This window comes from Empedobacter sp. UBA5924 (assembly GCF_002431085.1).
GTDB classification, from domain to species: Bacteria; Bacteroidota; Bacteroidia; order Flavobacteriales; family Weeksellaceae; genus Empedobacter; species Empedobacter falsenii_B.
The window spans coordinates 1-15708 of sequence record NZ_DJDM01000028.1; the positions used below are offsets into that span (position 1 = coordinate 1).

At 31.1% G+C, this 15708-nt stretch carries 11 protein-coding genes; 8 read left to right on the forward strand and 3 right to left on the reverse strand.

Annotated features, from left to right (window positions below; translation table 11 throughout):
- Positions 1-616 precede the first annotated feature (616 nt).
- Complete coding sequence (locus B3792_RS07430) at positions 617-1546, forward strand: glutaminase (RefSeq protein ID WP_125350733.1); 930 nt, start codon at positions 617-619, stop codon at positions 1544-1546.
- Here B3792_RS07430 and cmk read toward each other — a convergent pair.
- Both cmk and porQ read right to left on the reverse strand, forming a co-directional pair.
- Positions 1536-2222, reverse strand: a complete 687-nt coding sequence (gene cmk, locus B3792_RS07435; RefSeq protein ID WP_038333142.1) for a (d)CMP kinase — start codon at positions 2220-2222, stop codon at positions 1536-1538. The genes B3792_RS07430 and cmk overlap by 11 nt on opposite strands.
- Before the next feature lie 51 nt (positions 2223-2273).
- A complete protein-coding gene (gene porQ, locus B3792_RS07440) occupies positions 2274-3299 on the reverse strand; it encodes a type IX secretion system protein PorQ (RefSeq protein ID WP_291046386.1) in 1026 nt (341 codons plus the stop codon).
- A gap of 117 nt (positions 3300-3416) precedes the next feature.
- On the opposite strand from porQ, the gene B3792_RS07445 reads away from it, so the two are divergent.
- Positions 3417-5699, forward strand: a complete 2283-nt coding sequence (locus B3792_RS07445) for a DUF2339 domain-containing protein (protein ID WP_280046533.1) — start codon at positions 3417-3419, stop codon at positions 5697-5699.
- Between the two features lie 15 nt (positions 5700-5714).
- Here the strand turns inward: B3792_RS07445 and B3792_RS07450 are convergent, their stop codons facing one another.
- On the reverse strand, positions 5715-7010 hold the full coding sequence (locus B3792_RS07450; RefSeq protein WP_280046532.1) for a mechanosensitive ion channel family protein: 1296 nt from the start codon (positions 7008-7010) through the stop codon (positions 5715-5717).
- A gap of 159 nt (positions 7011-7169) precedes the next feature.
- Between B3792_RS07450 and zupT the strand changes: the two genes are divergently transcribed.
- From zupT to B3792_RS07480, 6 genes are all read left to right on the forward strand, one after another.
- Positions 7170-7952 (forward strand): zinc transporter ZupT, encoded by a 783-nt coding sequence (gene zupT, locus B3792_RS07455; protein WP_115002203.1) that lies wholly within the window; start codon positions 7170-7172, stop codon positions 7950-7952.
- Positions 7953-8105: 153 nt separating this feature from the next.
- Positions 8106-8429: a hypothetical protein gene (locus B3792_RS07460; protein WP_280037704.1), complete on the forward strand. Its 324-nt coding sequence runs from the start codon at positions 8106-8108 to the stop codon at positions 8427-8429.
- A gap of 254 nt (positions 8430-8683) precedes the next feature.
- Entirely contained in the window at positions 8684-10003 is a 1320-nt protein-coding gene (locus tag B3792_RS07465) for a phage integrase SAM-like domain-containing protein (RefSeq protein WP_291069264.1), read from the forward strand.
- A gap of 348 nt (positions 10004-10351) precedes the next feature.
- Positions 10352-11038, forward strand: a complete 687-nt coding sequence (locus tag B3792_RS07470; RefSeq protein ID WP_291069267.1) for a hypothetical protein — start codon at positions 10352-10354, stop codon at positions 11036-11038.
- A gap of 242 nt (positions 11039-11280) precedes the next feature.
- Positions 11281-14094: a type I restriction-modification enzyme R subunit C-terminal domain-containing protein gene (locus B3792_RS07475; RefSeq protein WP_291069269.1), complete on the forward strand. Its 2814-nt coding sequence runs from the start codon at positions 11281-11283 to the stop codon at positions 14092-14094.
- Between the two features lie 118 nt (positions 14095-14212).
- Positions 14213-15673 (forward strand): RNA-binding domain-containing protein, encoded by a 1461-nt coding sequence (locus B3792_RS07480; protein ID WP_291069271.1) that lies wholly within the window; start codon positions 14213-14215, stop codon positions 15671-15673.
- Positions 15674-15708: the final 35 nt, after the last annotated feature.

Consider the following 15708-nt stretch of genomic DNA (forward strand, 5'->3'; position numbering starts at 1 on the left):
AATTTCAAATGAACTTCTCATCTTAGCAAAACCTCTCGATATTTGCGGTTGCAAAGGTAATACTTACTTTCTTAACTAACAAAATTTATTTTGATAAATTTTAAAGTTTTTATTTCAATAAGTCAATTCTTACTTTCACTCTCAAACTCCTTTCGGAATCGGATGGCAAAGATAATACTTATTTAGATTCTCGCAAATTTATTTTTAAATAATTTTTGTCGCTATACAAGTCCTTATGTCAATTTCAATACTACTCGTCTTTCGTATTGGGATTGCAAATATACAACCCATTTTTCCGAACTTCCAAACATACTTTACATTTATTTTACATTCTTCCCTTAAGTTGCTGGTACGATGGGAAATATTTTTTGTTTTTTTTAGATGTGAGAAGTGAGATATTAGATTTTAGATTCTAAAACTTCGTTTTTACCGCAGAAAATGATTTGACGTTTTACTTTTCTTCCAAAAAAGAAAAGCAAAATGGATACTTTTGAAGGAACTACTCAGGAGGAATTCCATGAAACGGGATACATTTAATTAAAAAAATAAATAAACTTCTAATTTTGTTTAACGTGTAAAAAAGATTTACATTCGTACTATATATATAATATGCGCGATGATTTCGAAAGAAAAAGAATATTTTGAGATAATAAATAAGATTTACCTAAAAGTAATTGAAGAAGAGAATTTAGGTGAAACAGCTAACTATATACCAGAATTATCTAAAATAGACGGCAAGAAATTTGGAGTTTCTTTATTGTTTACGGATCAACTTCAATTTGGATTTGGTGATTGTGAAGAAAAATTCTCGATTCAAAGTATTTCAAAAGTGTTGCTTTTGGCTTTAGTTTATAGAGAAATTGGCGAGAAAATATGGGAAAGAGTTGATGTAGAACCTTCGGGAACGCCTTTTAATTCATTGTTGCAATTAGAAACTGACAAAGGAATTCCTAGAAATCCATTTATTAATTCAGGTGCTTTAGTGGTTTGCGACATCTTAATTGATATTTGTGATGATCCGAAAGCATATTTTTTGGATTTTATTAAAAAGGTTTCTGGTAATTATTCTATTCAATATTCTGATAAAATTGCAAAAAGTGAATTTTCTACCGCTTATCGTAATGCAGCTTTGACAAATTTTATCAAATCATTGGGCAACATTCATAATTCTCCTGACGAAGTTCTAGATTTGTATGTTTATATCTGCTCGATTGAAATGTCGTGTATGGAATTGAGTAAAACTTTTTCTTTTTTGGCCAATAAAGGAAAAAACTTGTTTGATGATTATCAAGTTTTCAACATTAGTCAAACAAAAAGAATCAACGCTATTATGCAAACTTGCGGTTTCTATGATGAATCTGGCGAATTTGCTTTTCGAGTTGGATTACCTGGCAAAAGTGGTGTTGGCGGAGGAATTGTTGCAATTATGCCTAAATATTACATTGTTTCGGTTTGGAGTCCTAAACTAAACTTAAAAGGAAACTCCTATCGAGGAATGAAATTTTTGGAAGAATTTACAACCGCAACAGAGGATTCTATTTTTTAGAATTGATAATCTCCATCACTTTATTCACCGTTTCTTCTAAATTCATGTTCGAATTATCAACTTCTATTGCGTCATCTGCTTTACGAAGTGGAGAATATGCGCGATGAGAATCTATATAATCTCTTTCGTTCACATTTTTCAACACCTCATCCAGAAAAATATTTTTCCCTTGTTGTTGATATTCTAAAAAGCGACGTTGCGCACGAACTTCTGGTGAAGCTGTAACAAAAATTTTGATATCTGCATTTGGAAAAACTGTTGTCCCAATATCGCGACCATCCATCACAATACCTCCTTTTTCTCCCATTTGCTGTTGAAGCGCTACACAATAATCGCGAACAGCAGGAATCTCAGAAATTGGACTAACCATTTTAGAAACTTCCATCGTACGAATATCTGCTTCTACATTTTCACCATTCAAAAAGGTAAGATTCTTTTGAGTCGTTGGATCTTGTTTAAATTCTATCTTAATGTCAGATAAATTGGTTATTAATGTTTGGAAATCAATTTTATTATCGACAATATACTGATGTTGAAACGCATACAAAGTCACAGCGCGATACATTGCACCGCTATCAATATGTGTATAACCAAGATTTTTTGCAATAATTTTTGACATCGAACTTTTTCCTGTAGAAGAATATCCGTCGATTGCAATAATTAAATTTTCTTTCATCTATATAGAATTGAAGACAAAGATAAGATTTTATAGTTGTTTGAAAAGTTTTTATAACCAAGGATTACTTCTCCAATAATCTCGACCTTGAATAATTCGGTCTAAATTAAGAATCAAACCAAAGTGATTAGAACCTCCAGATTTGTGGTAATTCGCATGACTAAACTCGAATCGAAAAGCATTTATACGGATTCCAAAACCATACGTTAAACCAGATAAAGAGCGAATTCCTTCGGCTGCTAATTCATTTCCACGTTTGAAATTATAACCTAAACGCATATTAAAATCTGATTCTGGAAATAATTCTGCTCCAACCGAAAGGTGATCAATCATTTTTCTTCCAGCAGAAACTTCTTGTCCGTTTTTATTATAAGGTTGGGAAATATCAAACTTCTGTAAATCGTGCAAAGAAAACGTAAATTCTAACGGAACATGTTCTAATCGATGAGAAATTCCCAAATTAACTTGCGTTGGCATGTCTTCTTTTTTGCCATTATACGTTTGAATTTGTTGACCGATATTGCGCACAACCAACGAAACATTGATATTTTTATCGAAATCGTGGTACGAAAGACCTATATCTCCAGCAATTGCCGAGGATTTATATGATTCTATTGTAGAATTAATGTATTTTAAATTTGCTCCTACTGTCCAATAATCGCCCAAAACACGTGCATAACCAACTGTAATTGCGGCATCATTTGCTTTGAAATTCCCTGTCACATTTCCATTTTCGTCAGTTCCAATTAATTTTCCGTAATCAACATATTGACCATGAACAGAAACAAAATTTTCTTGATCGATTTCATAAACCGTCGAAAATGTTCCGAAATCTACATCCGCAATATAATTGACGTAATTGATTCCAAATTGACCATGCATTTCTCGGTTCATCAAGGCCGGATTCCATAAAGCAGAATTGGGGTCAGCATCCCACGAAGTTGCTGCATTTCCTCCCAAAGCCGCTTGACGTGGAGAAGTTGTAATGTTCAAAAACTCGTAAACACGCGTTCCATCTTGCGCAAAAATCGAAGTCGATAGCGCGATAAACAATAATGTACTTAGCTTTTTAAACATTTAGCAAAAATAAAGATTTTGTAGAATAACGAAAACAGAATGATTTTGGTATGTATAAAACAAAATTTTAGGCTTTCTGAAAAAAAGCTTAACTTCAATTTACCTAAAAAACACTTTATGGAATTTTTAATTGCCATTATTATATTCGTATTGATTGTGATTTTGTTTAATAAAGTTTCGCAACTGAAAAAACAACTTGATTATCAAGAAACTAAGCTGAAACATTTGCAAGAGCAATTGGATGCGAAAGAAATTAAAACTGAATCAAAACCAATTGTTGAGCAACCTAAAATAGTTGAAGAGAAAAAGATTGAACCTCAACCAGAAGTTGCTTCCTATCATAAAGTCGAAACGCCAAAACGTATTTTTGACGAAATTCCACCAAGACAAACAACTGAAAAAGTAACTGAAAGTAGTTTTGATAAAAACCTCAACAGCGCAATTTCATTTATCAAAGACAATTTCTTGACGATTTTTGGGATTGTAACCTTAGTTCTAGGAATTGCTTATTTCGTAAAATATGCAATTGATCAAAATTGGATCAACGAAACTTTCCGCGTGATGATTGGAATTGGAGTTGGTTTAGGAATTATTGGAATTGCTCATTTTATTCGGAAAAATTTTGAAATATTTTCTTCCATTTTAATCGGTGGCGGATTAACCGTTTTATATTTCACCTTAACCATCGCCTTCCGAGAATATCATTTACTTTCTCAGAATACCACTTTTGGATTATTAACAATTGTGACGATTTTTTCTATCGTGATGGCAATGTTATATAATCGACAAGTTTTAGCCATTTTCTCGATTATTGGTGGTTTCACCGCTCCGTTGATGATTAGTACAGGTGAAAGCAATTTTGTATTTCTGTTTGGTTATTTGACGATTTTGAATCTAAGTATGCTGTACATGGCTTGGCGAAAAAACTGGCAAATCATTTCATTTATCGCGTTTGCTTTTACCTTTATATATAGTATTGCGTGGATTGACAATTCCAAAACCTCAACGCAATATCTTTTCTTTGGCTTGCTTTACGTTATTTTTACAGTAACAAGTTTGCTAAATTATTTCAAAAAAGGAGAATTTTCGGTTTGGAATTGCCTTTTACTAATTTTCAATACCATTTTATCAACCGTTTTAATTTCTTCGGTTTATTATTTTATTGTTGGAAATAATAATGGTTTGATGGCTTTCTTATTTGGATTGATAAACGCTTTCGGTGCATTTTACATCTACAAAACATCTAAAAATAATTTATTACAAAATACCTTAATCGGTTTGAGCATTGCGCTTATCACAACTGCAATTGCATTACAATTTAAAGCAAATGTCGTTTCGATTTGTTTCGCGATTGAATCAACCTTGTTACTATTTCTTTGGAAAAAAAGTAAAGAAAACATTTTCAAAGTCTTTTTCATTGCCATGTTTCCTTTTTTATTGATTGCTTTATGCGTCAATTGGTTTGATTATATCGATACTGAAAAACATTTAGCCGTAATTTTCAATCACGTTTTCATCACAAGTTTTATTGCGTTGATTTGTTCTATTGCGAATATATATTTGATGAAAGATTTCGAAACCGAAGAACAATTTTTAGGTTTTAAGCTCAATCATTCCAAATTTATTTTCATCTCAACATCTCTTTTATTGATGTACACAGGAATTTTGTTCGAATTAATTTACCAAATCGAACCTTATTTCAACTTTATGATGATTGTAAGTTATGTATTGATTTATACATTATTCTTTATTGCTTTTGTTTTAGCGCTGCGCGAAAAACTAAACTTAGGAAATGCTTTGCAACTTATTTTACAAATTTCTGCAGCTTTCTGCATTCTATTTTTACCAATGTTTGCCGAAATTCCGTTGTTACCAAGCAAAACAAATTACAACATCGGTAGTTATTTTCTTTATTTGAGTTATCTCATTCCGACCGCTTACATTATTTATTTAGTTGTAAAAAGTAGCGATTTCCAAAGCTCCAAAGCAAAACAAATCATCAGCATGTTTGTCTTGGTTTATGTGATTAGTTTCGAGAAATACAATGGTTTTATGTTAATAACACTCGACGAAAGTTCATCTAATTTTTCGCATCAAGCCGATATTTTCCGAATGATATTATTGCCAATTATTTGGGCAGTTTTAGGATTTGTATTGATTTATTTCGGATTAAGAAAACAACTGAAAGGTTTTCCTATTGTTGGAATTATATTATTTGGATTGATTATTCTAAAATTATATTTCGTTGATGTTTGGGAAATGAGCAATATTTTCAGAATAATATCTTTTATTGTTTTAGGAATTTTAATCTTATTAACTTCTTTTATGTATCAAAAACTAAAAAATTTGATGGTTAATTTGATGGAAAAACCGAGCGAAAACAAAGAAGCTGAACAATAATGTTCAGCTTCTTTGTTAATTATTTCTTTTCAATGCTTCAGCAATTACACGCATATCATCCGAAGAAGGTGACTCGAAAATCTCTAAATGAAAATATGGAACAACCGCAATAATATGATCGAAAATATCAGCCATAATCACTTCATATTCGTTCCAAACTGTTGTATTCGTAAACATAAATAGTTCAATTGGTAAACCGTGTTCGGTTGGTTGAAGTTGTCGAACCTCGAACATCAAATCTGTTCTAATTTTTGGACTATTATAGGTATATGTCTTGATATATTGTCGAAAAAGACCAATATTCGTCATTCGTCTTCCATTCGCCAAAATCGTTGGATCAACTTTATTCGATACATTATATTGATTGATTTCATTCGTTCTATCTACAATAAAATCATGTAACATTCGGATTTTTTTCAATTCTTCAATTTCATCTTCTGTCAAAAATCGAATCGAATTCATTTTAATATTTATTGAACGTTTAATGCGTCTTCCACCTGCATTTTGCATACCGCGATAATTACGAAACGAATCTGAAACTAAGGCATACGTCGGAATTGTTGTAATTGTTTTATCAAAATTCTGAACTTTTACCGTTCCTAAATTAATTTCGGTAACTGTTCCATCTGCGCCATATTTCGTCATCTCAATCCAATCACCCACGCGCACCATATCATTCATCGAAACCTGAATACTTGCCACAAAACCTAATATCGAATCTTTAAAAACCAACATCAAAACCGCCGAAGCCGCTCCCAAAGAAACCAAAAATGTAATAGGCGATTTTCCTGTCGCAATCGAAAAAATTAGGATTCCGCAAACAAAGAAAACTAAAATATTCATCACTTGCAGATAACTATCAATTGGTTTATCCGAAAAAGATTTATTACCTCGAAGAAAATCCCTGAACGATTTAAAAATTGCATTAAACAACAACCCAACAGCAATTACCAATGCAACATCTGTAATTTGCATCGCAATTTTGATCCAATTCGGAAATCCTTTGAAGATAAGCGGAATCGCTTCTTTGGCGACAATTACAGGAACAATATGTGTTGCAAATTGCAAAACTCTATTCTTGATCAATAAATCATCAATCTTGGTTTTACTTTTTGCAATAAAGTTGGTTAAAACGAGTAATAACACTTTTCGTAATAAAAAATCGATCGCATATAATATAATAACTAACAAAATTGACAGAACAATTGTTGTCATTATTGTAGTAGAATAACTCGATAATCCCAATTTGGCAATCATTTCGAGCATTGAGCGATACACATCGCTTTGAATATTTTCATCTAAAAGTTCCATCTGAATAAAAACTAATACAACAAAAATAAGTTTATCCTTTTCATAATTTACAACAACTGATAAATTACATTGAAATTTGTTAGTTTCTTAATTTATCTTGATTCAAAACAATGAAAAGATTATATTTGTTAGATTAATCTAACTTATTTATTAAAATTAATGTTTTCAAATCCGCTAATATTTGCTTTTAGTTTAACCTTTCTTGCCGGAATCAGCACTGGAATAGGAAGTCTTTTATGTTTATTGTACAAAAAATTCAATCCAAAATTCTTAGGCGTAATGTTGGGAATTTCTGCTGGTGTAATGCTTTATGTCTCTTTTGTAGAAATTTTAACAAAAGCTAAATTATCATTATTAAGTGTTTTTGGAGAAAAATTAGGTTACACTTATACATTATTGGGATTTTTTGCAGGAATTTTAATCATCATTTTAATCGATAAAATATTGCCTCATCATCATTGCGATGAAAATAAAACAGAGACAAACGATCAGAAATTATTGCGTTTAGGTTTGTTTTCTGCTTTAGCTTTATCAATTCATAATTTCCCTGAAGGATTAGCAACTTTTTTGTCAGCATTAGAAAATCCAACTTACGGAATTTCTATTGCATCTGCCATCGCCATTCATAATATTCCAGAAGGAATTGCTGTTGCAATCCCTATTTATTACGCTACAAAAAATAGAAAAAAAGCATTTCTATACTCTTTTTTATCAGGATTAACAGAACCTATTGGCGCATTAATTGGCTATTTTGTATTGTTACAATTTTTTGATGAATCAATTTTCGGGGCAATTTTCGCGAGCGTCGCAGGGATGATGGTTTATATTTCGATCAATGAATTAATTCCGACGGCAAACGAATACGCTGGAAAAAAATTATCAACTTACGGAATTGTAATCGGTATGTTTGTAATGGCGGTTAGTCTTGTACTTTTTATGTAAAAACAAAAAAACTTCCCGAAAAGAGAAGTAATTTTGAGAAATGATATAAATTAACACATGAGGATTTTGTTACTGCAAATGTATACAGTAAATAAAACTCAAAGCTTAACAGAATATCATTAGATTGTTAAGCGAAGATTAAATAGAAAGATTATGAAAAATATAGTTTTACTTTTTTGCTTTACTATCATTTATAGTTGTTCGTCATCTTCAGATTTTCACAACATAAATGATCACATTGAAGATGGAAAATATTGTGCGAATGTCAAGGTTATAACGAACAAATCAACCAAGACATATCGATTAACTATAACTGCGAAAAATAATTATTTACATAAAATTGATTGGCCAAATGGTGGTTGGCTGGATAATACACATTACAAACTTCCTGAGTTTTATAAAAATGAAGCTACTTTTATAGATGATAGAGCCCGAAAATTTGAAGTAAAAATTATACAAGAAGGAGAATGTAAATAAAAAAAGCTCGAAACTAATGTTTCGAGCTTTTGCTTAGTACTCGGAGTGGGAACATTCTTTAAGAAAATTAGAGGTCCTAATTAAAATTTCACTGACAAACGTACTCCTTTATAATCCTTTGTCATAAAGGAATTCTTGATTTGTCATGAATTAATATGAAACAATATGAAAGCTGTTGAAAAGATTATCATGGTAATAAATATGGTAATTTTTTTGATTTCTTACTCTTCAAAATTTAACATAAAAATTTAATTATGATAGTAATTGGAAAATTTAAAGTTCAGGAAGCTAAATCTGGAAGTAAGTTGGTATATAGAATTCGACATGCCAATAATGTTGACATCAAAATAACATTAAATCATATTGTATTAGACCTTAACAAGTGGGATAATTTTAGTCAATCTTTTAGATATAAAAGAACTGAAAAAGATTACAAAAAATCATTAGAAGTAAACAATTCAGTAATTCTATTCTCTCAATTTATTCAGGAGGAAATATACTCTCCAGAAATAAAGAACAACAAGCTTACTTCAAAATGGTTGCGTGAAAAATATTACGATTTTTTTGGTTTTGAGAATCCTAATCAAAATAAAGACAAAATTGATGATGAACCATACTTTATAGACTATTATAACCATTATATCTCCACCAATAAAAAAATTGAAGGACAAGCTAAGAACGGCAAAAATCTTTCGCAAAACACAATTAAGGGATATACAACTATGATTAAATGTTGGAAACAATTTAACATTTATAATAAAACAGTTGATATAAAACTAAGAGATATAGATCTTAACATTTTTGATAAATTCGTCTATTTTCAGGAATCACAACAAAAGCTTGGTTCTGGTACTATTGACACAAATATCAATAAACTGAAAGCTATTCTCAGATTTGCAATGCAAAAAAAAATAGAAGTCAGTCAAGATTTTATTCACGGAACTTTTACTTACTCACCAGAAGATAGCATTTCGATATACCTTAACGAAAATGATATAGACAAAATTCTTAAGACTAATTTCCCTTGTGGCTCATACATGGATAACGCAAAAGATTGGTTTATTATTCAGTTATTTTCTGCGTTAAGAATTTCAGATCTATTCCAGCTAAACTCTGACCATTTTCAAAAAGAATTTATTGAACTTACAACTGTAAAAACAAAAAAAGAAATCGTTATTCCTATTTTCAACCCTATTCGAAAAATATTAGTTAAAAATAGAGGGAAATTACCGCGAAAGATTTCTGATGTTAAGTATAATGAATACATCAAATTGATATGTAAAGAAGCTGGAATTGATGAAATAGTTAGAGGTTCTAAATCTATTATAATTGGGAAAGGGAAAAATAAGAAGAAACGAAAAATTGTTGATGATTACCCAAAATGGGAACTTGTAACTTCTCATACATGTAGAAGATCATTCTTAACAAATGCTTCACAACATGCTGGGGTAACATTAGTAGATTTACTTGCTATAAGCGGGCATACTAATACTACAATGTTGGAGAGATATATAAAAACTTCTAATCATACCAGAGCAAATAATGTTAAAGAACGTTTAGCTGAAATATATTAACACAGGTAGGGGGTACCTGCGTATCCCCTTAAATATCCCCCCCCTACTTCTGCCGGAAAATTGACTACCGAGTGTATCAATTATTTTTTTATTTTTTTTGTTCTTGAGAAATATTCTTTCAAAATTTCAATTTGAATATCCTTTTATTTTTAATAGGACATAAGAATTACTAGCTCATCATAATATGATTTTAGATAATAATTTTTAAAAAATATTTCATTGAAAATCAATTTATTATGAATTATTTTTCTTTTTATTTTAATCAAAACTTGACTTTTTAGATTTTGCTTGGTACATATTAATAGAGCTTTGGGCGCATTATGCCCGTTTAGCAGAGCTTATTTTAATATGAAACATTATAAAAATATAAAGTATTTAATACAAAATGGATTAATAGATCTAGGTTTAAGACAAGTAAAAAGAAGAGCAAAAGAATTATTTTCCGTTAGTGATCCTTCTGTAAAATTCAATAAAAATTCTAAAAATATAAACGAGTATTTGATAGATTTAAATTTTCTTGAAAAATTTCAAAGGAAAAGAGCTCCGAAAAAAACTGTATCAAAACCTATTTCTGAAAAAAATAATTCCGAAGTAAAAAGAGAAATACAAAATCCCTACAACACTAATATATCAATAAACATCAAATCTGACGACATCGCTAAATTTAGTATTTATGATTACAAATACAATGATTTCATCGCCAGAACAATATTTAATGAACTAAATATGGATCTTTATTTTGTAGTTGAACAAGAAGAAAAATCTGTCAATCATTTTCATTTACATCTTGGTCTTGATCGCGGTAATCTGACAATTAGAGATATTAGAAATAAGATCGAAGATATATTATTTAATAATTTTTATATATCAAATGAAGTTTACACCGATTCATTTGGATGCCAGAAATCAATTATTTACGTCGAGGAAATGATTTCTGATTTCGCTAACCGACAATATATAGGTAAAGGTGTAGATAAATTAGGTGGTGTAGTTCCTAATTTTCTAACTGTAAAAAAAAGCTTAAATGCTACATAAATCAATTCTTTTCCAGATTTATTAATTTTATTAATTTACTTAACATAAATAATTGATAGGTAATTATTTTGAATTCTTAAATATAATTATGAGCTTACTTAAAACACTCTTATTAACTGGGTTTCACTATAGTGTTAAGATCTATATATCACGTATTGAAATTTTTAAGTTGAACACTTTTGCGGTATGGTAATTTCCAAGTACTTAACTTTTTTGGTATATTTACGATAGAATTTAACACAATGACTGAACTTAACCAAAACCCAGAACAGATTGCTCGTGATCATATAGATGAAATGTTACGTCAAGCTGGTTGGGCCGTACAATCTAAAGATAAGATTAATTTTAATGAAGCTACAGGTGTTGCTATAAGAGAATACCAGACATCTGTTGGTCCTGCTGATTATGTTCTTTTTGTTAATCAAAAACCAGTTGGTGTTATTGAAGCTAAGAAAGAAACAGAAGGACATCGACTTACATTACACGAAGAACAATCCAAAGGTTATGCTGATGCTCAATTAAAATATTTTAAAGGTTCTGAAGCTATCCCATTTGTTTATGAAAGCACTGGTGCTATCACAACCTTTACAGATTACCGAGATCCTAAACCTCGTAGTCGAGAAGTGTTTCACTTTCACCAACCAGAAACATTATTAGACTGGATAAATAATGATCAATCGTTACGAGGTCGTTTACAAGCTATTCCAGCGTTGGAGGAAAATGGACTTCGACCAGCCCAGATAGTCGCAATCCGTAATCTGGAAAAATCCTTTAAGCAAAACAAACCTAAGGCCTTGATCCAAATGGCTACAGGCGCTGGAAAAACCTATACTGCGGCTACATTTGTTTATCGATTACTAAAATTTGCAAAAGCGAAAAGAATTTTATTTCTGGTCGACACCAAAAACCTTGGAGAACAAGCTGAACAGGAATTTAGAGCTTTTCAACCGCAGGATGATAATAGAAAGTTTACTGAATTATACAACGTTCATCGTTTATCATCATCCTATATTGCTAACGAAGCACAAGTTTGTATTAGTACAATCCAACGTATGTATTCCATACTTCAAGGGGAAGAATTAAGCGAAAGTGCGGAGAGTGATAACCCGAATGAAACCTCATCTTGGCTACAAAATAAATTAGCTAAGAAGGATGGAATTCCTGTGGAGTACAATGCTAAAGTACCAATTGAACAATTTGATTTTATTATCATCGATGAATGCCACAGATCCATCTACAACCTTTGGAAACAAGTATTGGATTACTTTGATGGATTTTTAATTGGCCTAACTGCAACTCCAGATAAACGTACGTTTGGATTCTTTGATGAGAATGTTGTAAGTGAATATACTTACGAAGCATCAGTTATTGATGGTGTTAACGTTCCGCACGAGATATACACAATAGAAACTGAAATCTCTAAAGAAGGTTCACAGATAAAATCTGGATGGGATGTTACGAAACGTGAGAAATTAACTCGTAAAAAACGTTGGGAACAAATAGATGAAGATATCAATTATAAGAGCAATAATCTTGATCGTGATGTTGTTAATCCATCCCAGATCCGAACAATCATCAAAGAATTTAAAAAAGCCTTAGAAGCCACTATTTATCCAGATCGTTGGAAGGATAGTGAATACGAAGTTCCTAAAACTTTGATCTTTGCTAAGACAGATTCCCACGCAGATGATATCATCAGAACCATTCGTGAAGAGTTTGGTGAAGGAAATGATTTTTGTAAGAAAATAACTTACAAAATTGATGAAGATCCTAAATCAGTCTTAAATCGATTCAGAAATGATTATAACCCTCGTATCGCAGTTACAGTCGATATGATTGCTACTGGAACGGATATCCGTCCATTGGAAGTTTTGTTATTTATGCGAGATGTAAAAAGTACCAATTACTTCGAACAGATGAAAGGACGTGGAACACGTATTATCGATCCAGATAAATTACAATTAGTGAGTAAAAATGCTCGTGCTAAAACTCATTTCGTGATTGTTGATGCAGTTGGTGCAACTAAATCTAAAAAGACAGACAGTAGACCATTAGAGCGTAAACCATCGGTTCCGTTAAAAGATTTATTGGGTGCTGTACAGATAGGAGTTAAGGAAGAAGATACTTATTTATCACTTGCCAATCGTTTGTTACGTTTAGAGAAACAACTAACTCCAGCTGAACAAGTACGATTGACAGAGTTAACCAATGGTAAAGGAATCAAACAAATTGCTGGTGAATTAATCCAAGCTTTTGATGAAGATAAAATTGAGGAGAAAACAAGCCAAATAATGGATGCAATTCCTAAAGCCGAACAAACACCTCAACAATGGACAAACGCTCGTGAAAAAGTGCAACAAGAGCTAACAAAGATTGCTTCTTATACCTTTACTGGAGAAGTAAATGAATACATCGAAAAGATTCGTCAACAACACGATCAAATTATCGATCATATCAATTTAGATACAGTTACAATTTCTGAATGGGACACCACGACAGTTGATAAAGCGAATGATTTAATACAAGATTTTGAAAGCTATTTAAATACCCATAAAGACGAAATAACCGCGTTAAACATCTATTTTAACCAACCCTACCGAAGAAGAGAAATTACCTTTAAAATGCTAAAGGAATTGATGGAGAAAATCCGTTTAGAAAAACCTACTTTTGCACCAGCTTACATTTGGGACGCATACAAAACGATTGGTGCTACAGAAACTAATTCACCACAAGACGAATTAACTTCCTTAGTATCCTTAGTCCGTAAAGTTTGTGGTATTGATGAGGTTTTAAAACCTTATGATAAAACCGTAGACGAAAACTTTAAAAAATGGATCTTTGCACAGAATGCAGGGCAACACAATCGTTTTACAACAGAACAAATGGATTGGTTACGTTTAATAAAGGAACACATTGTTTCTTCTTATCACATTGAAATGGATGATTTGGACTATACACCTTTTGATGCACAAGGTGGACGTGGTAAAATGTACCAACTATTTGGCGACCAAATGCAAGATATTATTAACGAATTAAATGAAGCTTTAGCAGCATAAATTACTTTTAAGCAAGATTTATCAATTCTTAAGCAAGATTAAAAACAACACATAAACCCTTAATATATAGGGTATTTAAAAAAATAAGCAAGATTATAAACTCATTAAGCAAGAAAATATGAGCAATCCTATTTCAGAAGTAAATACAATAATAACTTTATCGTATCTAGAAACCCAAAAAGAAAATCAATATTTTGAAAGAAAGGGATTAGGCGAGAAAGACATAAAACCTACCAAAATAGCAGAAGAACTTATTGGTATGCTTAATGCTGATGGGGGAACACTAGCTTTCGGAGTAACTGATGATGGTGAAATCCAAGACTTAAAAAGTTTAGATGATAAATTAGATGATTATCGAAAATTAATTTTTGACTTTGTACAACCTCCATGTAATATAAAATTAGAAGAAATCGAAATTGATGGGAATTTAATTTTCTTATATCATGTTGAACAAGATTTGGAACGTGTATTTTCTAGAAAAGATAATGATAACGTATTTCTTAGAGTGCATGATTCCAATAGAATTCTAGATAGAGATCATATAAAGAAACTTGAATACGATAAGTCTATTCGTCGCTTCGAAGAAGAGTTGGTTCATGATTTTGACACTAATGATTTTGATCTAGATTTATTAGAGGAATATAAAGCAAAATTAAATTATCAGGGTGAGTTATTTGATCTCTTAGTTAAACGACATCTAGCCATTAAAAAGGATGAATTTTATCACTTTAAAAATGCAGCTATATTACTTTTTGCTCAAGATCCTGAGAAATATATTCCCACAGCATCTGTTCGCTATATTAGGTACGAAGGTACAGAAGCTTTAACAGGCACTAGTCATAATGTTGTAAAAGACGAACGATTTGAGACTAATGTTCCACGATTAATTGATGTTATAAAAAAATTCTTAAACGTATCTTTCAAAGATTATTACTTTTTAGATATAGAAACTGGAAGATTTATCAAAGTTCCAGAATATCCTGAAGATGCATGGCTTGAAGCAATAGTAAATGCTCTATGTCACAGATCATACAATGTACAGGGTAACTCAGTATATATAAAACATTTTGACAACCGTCTAGAAATTAGCAACAGTGGACCTTTGCCTGCTCAAGTTAATATTGATAATATTAAAACTGAACGATTTGCACGTAACCCAAGATTAGCAAGAGTATTGGAGGATATGGGATACGTACGCCAACTTAATGAAGGCGTTGCACGTATCTATGAATCGATGGAAAAATCAATGTTATCCGTACCTGAATATTCAGAAAAAAATGGAAATGTATATTTAGTATTACGCAACAAAGTTAGTTTACATTCTAAAACTATTCAAGATGGTCTAATGGAACATATCGAAAGAGAATGGGCAAACTTTAACGAAACTCAAAGAAAAATACTTTTATATCTGTTTGTAAACAGTAGCTCTACATTAGATGAATTAGTTTCTTATGTACAGATTAATGAGAACACAGTTCGTACTTATCTTAATAAAATGATTGATGATAATATGGTGGAACGTATCAGTACTAAATTGAGAGATAAAAATGCTAAATATCAATTCAAAAAAAATAGTTAAGTAAGATTAATCATAAATTAAGCAAGGTTAATTTA

What these genes read in the sequence shown, in the direction of transcription:
- B3792_RS07430 (WP_125350733.1), top strand. Translation starts at nt 617, where the DNA reads ATGATTTCGAAAGAAAAAGAATATTTTGAGATAATAAATAAGATTTAC.
- cmk (WP_038333142.1), bottom strand. Translation starts at nt 2,222, where the DNA reads ATGAAAGAAAATTTAATTATTGCAATCGACGGATATTCTTCTACAGGA.
- porQ (WP_291046386.1), bottom strand. Translation starts at nt 3,299, where the DNA reads ATGTTTAAAAAGCTAAGTACATTATTGTTTATCGCGCTATCGACTTCG.
- B3792_RS07445 (WP_280046533.1), top strand. Translation starts at nt 3,417, where the DNA reads ATGGAATTTTTAATTGCCATTATTATATTCGTATTGATTGTGATTTTG.
- B3792_RS07450 (WP_280046532.1), bottom strand. Translation starts at nt 7,010, where the DNA reads ATGGAACTTTTAGATGAAAATATTCAAAGCGATGTGTATCGCTCAATG.
- zupT (WP_115002203.1), top strand. Translation starts at nt 7,170, where the DNA reads ATGTTTTCAAATCCGCTAATATTTGCTTTTAGTTTAACCTTTCTTGCC.
- B3792_RS07460 (WP_280037704.1), top strand. Translation starts at nt 8,106, where the DNA reads ATGAAAAATATAGTTTTACTTTTTTGCTTTACTATCATTTATAGTTGT.
- B3792_RS07465 (WP_291069264.1), top strand. Translation starts at nt 8,684, where the DNA reads ATGATAGTAATTGGAAAATTTAAAGTTCAGGAAGCTAAATCTGGAAGT.
- B3792_RS07470 (WP_291069267.1), top strand. Translation starts at nt 10,352, where the DNA reads ATGAAACATTATAAAAATATAAAGTATTTAATACAAAATGGATTAATA.
- B3792_RS07475 (WP_291069269.1), top strand. Translation starts at nt 11,281, where the DNA reads ATGACTGAACTTAACCAAAACCCAGAACAGATTGCTCGTGATCATATA.
- B3792_RS07480 (WP_291069271.1), top strand. Translation starts at nt 14,213, where the DNA reads ATGAGCAATCCTATTTCAGAAGTAAATACAATAATAACTTTATCGTAT.